The organism is Sphingorhabdus sp. (assembly GCF_044357595.1).
GTDB lineage: Bacteria > Pseudomonadota > Alphaproteobacteria > Sphingomonadales > Sphingomonadaceae > Sphingorhabdus_B.
Map to the genome: position 1 here is coordinate 1 of NZ_JBIKPH010000112.1, position 8,186 is coordinate 8,186.

An 8,186-nucleotide genomic window follows, 5' to 3' on the forward strand; every position below is an offset into this window, starting at 1 on the left:
CCACCAGCGCTGCGACGGCCAAGATGGAACGTGCCGATGTTCAATCCAGCCTCACCCAAGGTCGTTCCAACACGGCCGATGAAACCGGGCGCATCTTCGTTAACGATATACAGCATGTTGCCGTCAAGCTCGGCTTCAAGGCTGATGCCGAAAATCTCGACCAGGCGGGCTTCGCTATTAGCGAACAAAGTGCCCGCGACAGAGCGCGGCCCTTGGGCGGTGTTGACGGTAACGCGCACCAATGTGTGATAAGCGCCGGCCTTGTCATGGCGCACTTCGCGAATGTCAAAACCACGCTCCTTTGCCAAAAATGGCGCGTTGACCATATTCACTGCATCCGAAAAACGACGCATAAAGCCGGATAATACGGCCGCCGTTATCGGTTTTATGTTGAGCTCTGCAGCAGCGCCCTCGACCTCAATCGCGATGTTATCGAGATTGTCATGCGCCAATTGGCCGACCAACGAACCAAGCTTTTGCGCTAGGGTCATATAAGGCCGCAACTTCGGCGCTTCTTCGGCCGACAGGCTTGGCATGTTCAACGCATTGGTAACGCCGCCATTGACCAGATAATCCGCCATTTGTTCAGCCACCTGAAGCGCCACATTGACCTGTGCCTCATTTGTCGACGCGCCAAGATGCGGCGTGCAGATGAAGTTAGGGGTACCAAATAAAGGGGATTCCTTGGCTGGTTCCGTTGCAAAAACGTCCAATGCTGCGCCGCCAACTTGGCCGCTGTCCAACGCCTCTTTTAACGCAGCTTCGTCGACCAAGCCGCCACGCGCGCAGTTAATGATGCGTACGCCCTTTTTGGTTTTTGCGAGATTTTCTTTCGACAATATGTTGCGGGTTTGGTCGGTCAGCGGCGTGTGCAGGGTTATGAAATCCGCCTTGGCAAGCAAGGTATCAAGGTCAGCTTTCTCAATGCCCATTTCAATCGCGCGATCAGCGGTCAGGAAAGGATCAAAGGCAACAACCTTCATCCGCAAGCCAAGCGCGCGACTAGCGACGATGGAACCAATGTTTCCAGCGCCAATCAGGCCAAGCGTCTTGCCCGTGACCTCAATGCCCATGAAACCGTTTTTCGGCCAGAGCCCTGCTTGGGTCTGCGCATTGGCCTCAGGCAACTGACGCGCGAGAGCGAACATCAAGGCGATGGCATGTTCTGCCGTGGTAATCGAGTTACCGAAAGGCGTGTTCATCACGACAACACCCTTGGCCGACGCATTGGGGATATCGACATTGTCGACGCCAATGCCCGCGCGGCCAATAACCTTTAGGTTCGTTGCGGCGTCCAAGATCTGCTTTGTAACTTTGGTCGATGAACGGATGGCGATGCCGTCATAATCACCAATGATTGCTGCAAGCTCATCCGGTGTCTTGTCGGTGATAACGTCAACGTCACAGCCGCGTTCAGCAAAAATCTTTGCGGCGTTAGGGTCCATTTGGTCGGAGATAAGTACGCGTGGCTTAGTCATGTTAGATTCCGTTTCAAATATCGTTAGGCTGCACTGGTTTCAGCAACTTAATTGCAAAGGGGAATTAAAGGTCCTGAAACAGGTTCAGGACGATCTTTCAGGATTAAGCGTTGGATTGGGCATATGCCCAATCGAGCCATGGCCCAAGCGCCTGGATATCGGCAGTATCCACGGTCGCGCCACACCAGATGCGCAGGCCCGGTGGGGCATCGCGATATCCGGCGATGTCATAGGCCGCATGCTCTGCCTCAAGCAAAGACGCCATTTTCTTGATCATCGCTTCATCCGCGCCCTTAACGGTTAAGCAAACCGATGTTTTTGACCGGATAGCGGGGTCAGCTGCAAGGAAACCAAGATAGTCGCTTGCCGCAACAATATCGCCGAGCGCCGCGGCGTTGGCATTGCTGCGCGCCATTAGGCCGAGCAAACCGCCAACGGTCTTTGCCCACTCAAGCGCGAAGATCACGTCTTCAACCGCGAGCATTGATGGTGTGTTGATCGTCTCACCCTTGAAAACACCTTCGGCGAGCGCGCCCTTTGACATGAGTCGGAATACTTTAGGAAGCGGCCATGCTGGCGTGTAGCTTTCGAGCCGCTCAACAGCACGTGGGCCGAGAATGAGCACGCCATGCGCGCCTTCGCCGCCCAAAACCTTCTGCCAGCTGAATGTTGTCACATCGAGCTTATCCCAAGGCATGTCATAAGCAAACACCGCCGAGGTGGCGTCGTTGAAAGTCAGACCTTCACGGTCATCGGCTATCCAGTCGCCATTGGGCACCCGCGCACCGGAGGTGGTGCCGTTCCATGTGAAGACCACGTCATTGGTGAAGTCGACCGTGCCGAGATCAGGAATTTCGCCATAAGGCGCGTTCATGACATTGGCGTTCAGCTTCAGTTGCTTGTTCACATCCGTGACCCAGCCCTCACCAAAGCTTTCCCATGCCATCATCGTGACGGGGCGGGCACCGAGCATGGTCCACATGGCCATTTCAATCGCGCCGGTGTCTGACCCGGGGACGATGCCAATACGATGCGTGTCAGGCACCTGAAGCACTTCGCGCATCAGGTCGATGGCTAGCTGCAGACGCGACTTACCGATTTTCGCACGATGCGAACGGCCAAGCGATTCGGTTTGAAGTTTTTCGGGGCTCCAGCCTGGCGGCTTCGCGCAGGGACCGGAGGAAAAGAACGGACGCGCCGGTTTAACGGCGGGGGGTACTATAGTCATGTAAGCGTCTCCTTGCAGAGAGCAGCGCGGCGTTGGGACCGCGTGGCCCGAAGCCGCCTTTACGCGCGGCCCCGACTTTGTCAACGACTATCGTAAACTCTTGTCAGTAACCCTTCTTGCGAAACAAAACCTCGCCGCGACGGGCAACATATAATTTCTCGAGGGTAACCGGATGAAAATAGGCTTCAACGCGATCGCCTTCGGGGGTGGTGCCATAAACTTCATAACAGCCGCCATCGACCTTCGATTTGCGGACCGTCCAACCTTCCTTGGTAAGTTTTTCGGTAAGTGCCTTCTCGCTTTTCCAGCCGGAAACGGGGCCTGCCTTGCAAGTGATAACGCCGGTAGCGGATGCCGGTACAGAGGCAAAAGCGATTGCGGCCAAAGCGGCAAGGGAGAGAGGTGTCAATAAACGCATAATTATGCTCCTTTTAAAATAAGTCTGCGGTGGCGCAGAAATCGAGCCGCAACGAGCAGCAACAATGGGATGAAGTGAACGAGCGCTGGTCCTATATCATTGTGGATGAATATCCAGTGGATCAGAACCAGCACAGCGGCAGGATATACCAAGCGTTGAAGCCGCTTCCATCCTGCCTTGAGCGCCCGCATAGAAGCATCATTGCTGGTCATCGCCACGGGCACAAACAATAGCATCGCGGCCCAGCCAGTCCAGATACCCAATGCTAAGAACTCAGCCAGAATATCATCAAGATTTCCCATATCGATGACGTAGAAAACAAGATGCAGGACGGCATAGGCAAAGGCCGCGACGCCCAACGCACGGCGGCGCTGAATAAGCCAGATCAGCCATGGTCGTGGCCCCAGCAGCGAAAGCAAAGGACTTAACGCCATCGCCACAATCATGAAGCGAGCGGACCATTCGCCAGTAGGATACAGCATATCCATCGCGATCAATTCGCCGGACGCATAGCGCTTCAATATGAACAATGCCGGCAAGCACAGCAGCGCCCAAAAAACACTCTTGTTGTTAAGAATGATTCGCAACATATATTTTTGATAATGGCCCGTTCGGTTCGGCGCAATGCGCAAATTGAACCGACATCCGCAATGTTCCAGACACATGCACCATATATCATCATTTTTTGGCTGCACGTTTCATGCAATGCCTTATGAAGACATGATGGTGTTAAAAACGTTCAAACGATGCATTCTGCTCGGCAGCGTCTTGTTGCTGTCGTCATGTGGAGGGCGGGAAAAGCCTGAGGCACCCCGTTCAAGCCAGAGTTTATCGTCAGAAACTGTCCGTAAGTGCATGGCCGCGCTCAAGACAAAATCAATCCGCTTTTCAGGCCTACCGAACAAAAGCTTCGACGGCGGATGCCGCACTATTGATACCATTACGCTTATGGATTTTGGCACGCCGACAACAAATTTAGGGGCAATGACCTGCCCGCTCGCAGACAATTTCACGGATTGGGCGCGCTACGCCGTTGGCCCTGCCGCAAAGATGTATCTGAAAGGCGAAGTTGTCCGGATCGAAACCATGGGCACATTCAACTGCCGGAACGTGAATGGAGCTCGATCAGGCAGATTATCCGAGCACGCCTTTGCCAACGCTGTCGACGTTTCGGCCTTTATCCTGCGCGATGGACGGCGGGTCTCGGTCCTTGATGGATGGCACGGATCATCTGCAGAACAAGCATTTTTGCGTCGTCTGCACCAGTCGGCCTGTAAGCGCTTTGGTACGGTTCTCGGCCCTGATTACAATGCGGCGCATGCCAACCATTTCCATTTCGACATGGCGAAGTCGATGACCAAAGGAACGTCTTTTTGCCGATAGGGGTGGCAAAAGCGACTTATTCTCCCTACATACAGGGTAATGACAGACACAAAAATTAACGATCGCCGTTTCTACAAAGCACAGCAAGAAGCGGATTTTGCTGAACAGCAACTCTCTACCCCTCAGACGCAAAGCAAGTCATACAGGCTAGCATTTCAGGACACTGATTTCCTGTTGCGCGAAGATTTGCGCCCCGTCCGGTTCCAACTGGAATTGCTCAAAACCGAAATGTTGCTGGATGAGGCAAATATCGGTTCGATGCTGGTGATCTACGGCTCCGCGCGCATTCCCGAGCCTGAAGCCGCAGAGGCATTGTTGGCCGAGGCTGAAGGCGAGCGGGCGACAATCATCGCCGAGCGGATGAAGGAAAAGTCCCGTTTCTACGCCGAAGCCCGCCATTTGGCGCAGCTGGCCGGAAAAGCCAATGTCACCGATGAAGAAGGCCGTCGCCATTTCGTCGTCTGCTCAGGCGGCGGCCCTTCGATCATGGAAGCTGCAAACCGCGGTGCACATGATGTCGGTGCAGAATCGATTGGTCTCAACATCGTGCTTCCGCATGAGCAAGCGCCAAACCTGTTCGTGACACCACGTTTAAGCTTTCAATTCCATTATTTCGCGTTGCGCAAAATGCACTTCCTGCTGCGCGCACGCGCGGTCGCGGTTTTCCCTGGCGGCTTTGGCACATTTGATGAGTTTTTCGAACTGCTCACACTGGTTCAGACGGGCAAGATCAAAAAGATGCCAATCCTGCTGTTCGGGCGTGAATTTTGGAACCGCGTGGTGAATTTTGAGGAGCTTGTGCTCGAGGGCGTCATCAGCCCGCGTGACTTGGAACTTTTCCAATTCGTAGAAACCGCAGAAGAGGCATGGAATGCCATCTGCGATTTCTACGAAGTGTCACATTGATTTAACCAGATTACTTCGCCGGCGCTGCGGCAGCTGCTGGTGCGGCAGCATCAGCTGCTGGCGCTGCGGCAGGCGCTGCTGCATCGGCGGGTGCTGCGTCAGCGGCGGGCGCTTCTGCCGCAGGAGGCGCTGGCAATGGCAAGTTTGAACCTTGCGCGTTCAGATACAAGATCAGGTTTGCGCGCTCTTCTGGATTACCCAGACCCGCAAAAGTCATTTTGGTACCCGGGGCATATTTCTTAGGATTGGCCAACCATTTGTCCATGCCTTCCCAATCCCAGTTGCCTGGAACGCTTTTCAACGCGTCGGAATAAGCAAATCCAGCAACATGGCCATGTGGCTTACCCATTGCTGCCCAGAGATTCGGGCCAATGCCGTTTGCGCCACCTTGTGCAATAGTATGGCAAGCCGCACACTTCTTGAAAACAGCTTCGCCCTTGGCGACATCGGCAGTCGCGAGCAGCGTTGCGATAGGCACTACAGCGACACCGCCAGCTTCGCCCGATGCCTCGGCAACAACGGCAAATCCCTCTTTTTCAGGCGCCTCCGGGTGGAAATACATGCCCGTGACGATGCTCAGTCCAAGCGCGACGATGCCGCCTGCCAAAACCCAGCCTGCAATTGTGTTACTACGATCATCCATTGTTTATCAGCCTTGAAAGTGCGTTAAAACGCCGGCGCAGAATGACGGCCGGTTCTATGGGCCCCTCTAATGGCGGGCGTTGGCGGGTGCAAGTGTCCAAATCGACACTTGCCCGATAAGTTTCCCTATCCTAACGCTCTGCCCCTATGAACAGTTATCCCGCACCCGCACTGGCAATTGTCAAAGACATGACGCTTGCTGCACATGAACTTTCTGCAAAAGCGATTGCCTTTCAAGGCGCGCCGGGGGCAAACTCGCATTTGGCGGCTCTGGAATATGATGCCGACTGCTTGCCCCTGCCCTGTTTTTCGTTCGAAGACGCCATTGATGCGGTACAGGACGGAACGGCGGCGTGTGCAATCATTCCAATAGAAAATTCGCTGCATGGCCGCGTTGCGGACATTCACTTTTTGCTCCCTGAATCGGGCCTTAGCATCATAGCCGAGCATTTTATGTCGATCCGCCATTGTCTGATGGCAAAATCCGCAGACGCAGTCATAAAAACGGCGATGAGCCATCCGCAAGCGCTTGGCCAGTGCCGGCATTTCCTGCGCGCCAATGGCATAATTCCGGTTGCCTATGCGGACACCGCCGCCGCTGCTGCGTTTGTTGCCGCCAATGACGACCCGTCGGCTGCGGCCATCGCGCCGCCGATTGCGGCCGCTTTATATGGTCTGGTTGCCATTAACGATGCCGTGCAAGACGATATGAGCAACATGACACGATTTGTTGTACTTTCACGCGCGCCCGTCGATCGCAGCACCCTCACGGGCACGTTGATGACCACCCTCATTTTTGAGGTCAAGAACATCCCCGCCGCTTTGTATAAGGCGATGGGCGGCTTTGCGACAAACGGCGTCAATATGACGAAGCTTGAAAGCTATCAAAACGGCGCAAGCTTTGCCGCCACGGAATTCTTTGCCGATATCGAAGGCGCACCGGGCGACCCAGCCGTCGACCGCGCATTGGAGGAACTGCGCTTCCACTGCAACTCGGTCCGCTTGCTTGGCACATATACGCAAACCCGCAACCGCGGTTGAATCTGTTAAGCAACCGCCTGTTGTGGCGTGGTCTGTATGATTTCAAAGTGGTTCAGTTGGAACCCATAAGCATTTTCAAGCGTTGGCTATGTTCTCAACCAAAGGAACATAATATGGCCGACCTATCGCAAATTAAAGAACATGCAGAAGTTATAGGCGCTGACGGCGTTCATGTTGGCACCGTTGATGGCGTTGAAGGCAATCGCATCAAGCTGACCAAGTCAGATTCAGGACAAGGCGGCCATGAAGGCCATCATCATTATATTGATGGCGGACTGGTGGCCTCGGTCCACGATAACACTGTCCGGCTATCGGCCAATGGCGACGTTGCGTTGACGTTTGAAACTGAAGAAACCAAAGACAGCTGATACAGCGTGGCGGCGACTTTAGTGCGCCGCCCCCCAGCTTGGTCCAGTGCCGATTTCAATGCCCAAGGGCACGTTGAGCTTCACCAGCGGCTCTGCGGCATTGGCCATAACGTTGCGGATGATCTCGCTTGCGGCCGCAACATCGGCTTGCGGCAATTCAAATACCAATTCGTCATGCACCTGAAGCAGCATTTGGACGTGACCTAAGCCAGCAGCTTTAAGCGCCGGTCCCATTTGCACCATGGCGCGTTTGATGATGTCGGCGCTTGTCCCTTGAATGGGTGCATTTATCGCCGCACGCTCGCTGCCCTGCCGTTCGGCTTGGTTGGGTGACGTAATGCGCGGAAACCATGTTTTACGCCCGAACAAGGTGGTTGAGTGCCCACATTCGCGCACTGTGGCCATCGTTTCCTGAATAAAATTGGAAATGCCGGGGAAGCGTTTGAAATACGCGTCAATAAGCGCCTGCGCCTCGTCCGCCGAAGATTCCAGACGCTTTGAAAGTCCCCATCGCGAAATGCCATAGAGGATGGAGAAGTTGATTGTTTTAGCCCGTCCGCGTGTGTCGCGGTTGACTTCGCCAAACAGTTCCAGCGCGGTGCGCGCATGGATATCTTCGCCCTTTTCAAAAGCATCGCGCAACGGCGCCACATCGGCAAAATGCGCGGCAAGGCGCAGTTCGATCTGGCTATAGTCGGCAGACAATATGACATTGCCGGGTT

General features: G+C 54.6%; 10 protein-coding genes. 4 read left to right on the forward strand and 6 right to left on the reverse strand.

Translation table 11 applies throughout. The features are described 5' to 3' along the window. From serA to ACIQ2T_RS10375, 4 genes are all read right to left on the reverse strand, one after another. Positions 1-1,478, reverse strand: a 1,478-nt coding sequence (serA, locus tag ACIQ2T_RS10360) for a phosphoglycerate dehydrogenase (protein ID WP_397590742.1), incomplete at its 3' end; no start/stop codon positions are given. Between the two features lie 103 nt (positions 1,479-1,581). Further along, positions 1,582-2,706 carry a phosphoserine transaminase gene (locus ACIQ2T_RS10365; protein ID WP_397590743.1) on the reverse strand — a complete coding sequence of 375 codons (1,125 nt, stop codon included), beginning with the start codon at positions 2,704-2,706 and terminating at the stop codon, positions 1,582-1,584. A gap of 103 nt (positions 2,707-2,809) precedes the next feature. Then, on the reverse strand, positions 2,810-3,124 hold the full coding sequence (locus ACIQ2T_RS10370) for a PepSY domain-containing protein (protein ID WP_397590744.1): 315 nt from the start codon (positions 3,122-3,124) through the stop codon (positions 2,810-2,812). A gap of 2 nt (positions 3,125-3,126) precedes the next feature. Further along, positions 3,127-3,663, reverse strand: a complete 537-nt coding sequence (locus ACIQ2T_RS10375; protein WP_397590745.1) for a ferric reductase-like transmembrane domain-containing protein — start codon at positions 3,661-3,663, stop codon at positions 3,127-3,129. 181 nt (positions 3,664-3,844) lie between these two features. On the opposite strand from ACIQ2T_RS10375, the gene ACIQ2T_RS10380 reads away from it, so the two are divergent. Both ACIQ2T_RS10380 and ACIQ2T_RS10385 read left to right on the forward strand, forming a co-directional pair. Beyond that, on the forward strand, positions 3,845-4,507 hold the full coding sequence (locus ACIQ2T_RS10380) for an extensin family protein (protein WP_397590746.1): 663 nt from the start codon (positions 3,845-3,847) through the stop codon (positions 4,505-4,507). A gap of 39 nt (positions 4,508-4,546) precedes the next feature. Next, on the forward strand, positions 4,547-5,413 hold the full coding sequence (locus tag ACIQ2T_RS10385; RefSeq protein ID WP_397590747.1) for an LOG family protein: 867 nt from the start codon (positions 4,547-4,549) through the stop codon (positions 5,411-5,413). A gap of 10 nt (positions 5,414-5,423) precedes the next feature. Here ACIQ2T_RS10385 and ACIQ2T_RS10390 read toward each other — a convergent pair whose 3' ends face one another. Continuing rightward, positions 5,424-6,056, reverse strand: a complete 633-nt coding sequence (locus ACIQ2T_RS10390) for a c-type cytochrome (protein ID WP_397590748.1) — start codon at positions 6,054-6,056, stop codon at positions 5,424-5,426. A 146-nt stretch (positions 6,057-6,202) separates the two neighbouring features. On the opposite strand from ACIQ2T_RS10390, the gene ACIQ2T_RS10395 reads away from it, so the two are divergent. Continuing rightward, complete coding sequence (locus tag ACIQ2T_RS10395) at positions 6,203-7,096, forward strand: prephenate dehydratase (RefSeq protein WP_306062287.1); 894 nt, start codon at positions 6,203-6,205, stop codon at positions 7,094-7,096. Positions 7,097-7,209: 113 nt separating this feature from the next. Further along, positions 7,210-7,464, forward strand: coding sequence for a DUF2171 domain-containing protein (locus ACIQ2T_RS10400; RefSeq protein ID WP_306062288.1), 255 nt, complete (start codon positions 7,210-7,212; stop codon positions 7,462-7,464). Positions 7,465-7,482: 18 nt separating this feature from the next. Here the strand turns inward: ACIQ2T_RS10400 and ACIQ2T_RS10405 are convergent. After that, on the reverse strand, positions 7,483-8,186 hold a 704-nt coding region (locus tag ACIQ2T_RS10405; protein WP_397590749.1), incomplete at its 5' end, for a DNA polymerase.

Coding starts and splice junctions, on each gene's coding strand:
- ACIQ2T_RS10365 (WP_397590743.1), bottom strand. CDS start 2,706: ATGACTATAGTACCCCCCGCCGTTAAACCGGCGCGTCCGTTCTTTTCC.
- ACIQ2T_RS10370 (WP_397590744.1), bottom strand. CDS start 3,124: ATGCGTTTATTGACACCTCTCTCCCTTGCCGCTTTGGCCGCAATCGCT.
- ACIQ2T_RS10380 (WP_397590746.1), top strand. CDS start 3,845: ATGATGGTGTTAAAAACGTTCAAACGATGCATTCTGCTCGGCAGCGTC.
- ACIQ2T_RS10385 (WP_397590747.1), top strand. CDS start 4,547: ATGACAGACACAAAAATTAACGATCGCCGTTTCTACAAAGCACAGCAA.
- ACIQ2T_RS10390 (WP_397590748.1), bottom strand. CDS start 6,056: ATGGATGATCGTAGTAACACAATTGCAGGCTGGGTTTTGGCAGGCGGC.
- ACIQ2T_RS10395 (WP_306062287.1), top strand. CDS start 6,203: ATGAACAGTTATCCCGCACCCGCACTGGCAATTGTCAAAGACATGACG.
- ACIQ2T_RS10400 (WP_306062288.1), top strand. CDS start 7,210: ATGGCCGACCTATCGCAAATTAAAGAACATGCAGAAGTTATAGGCGCT.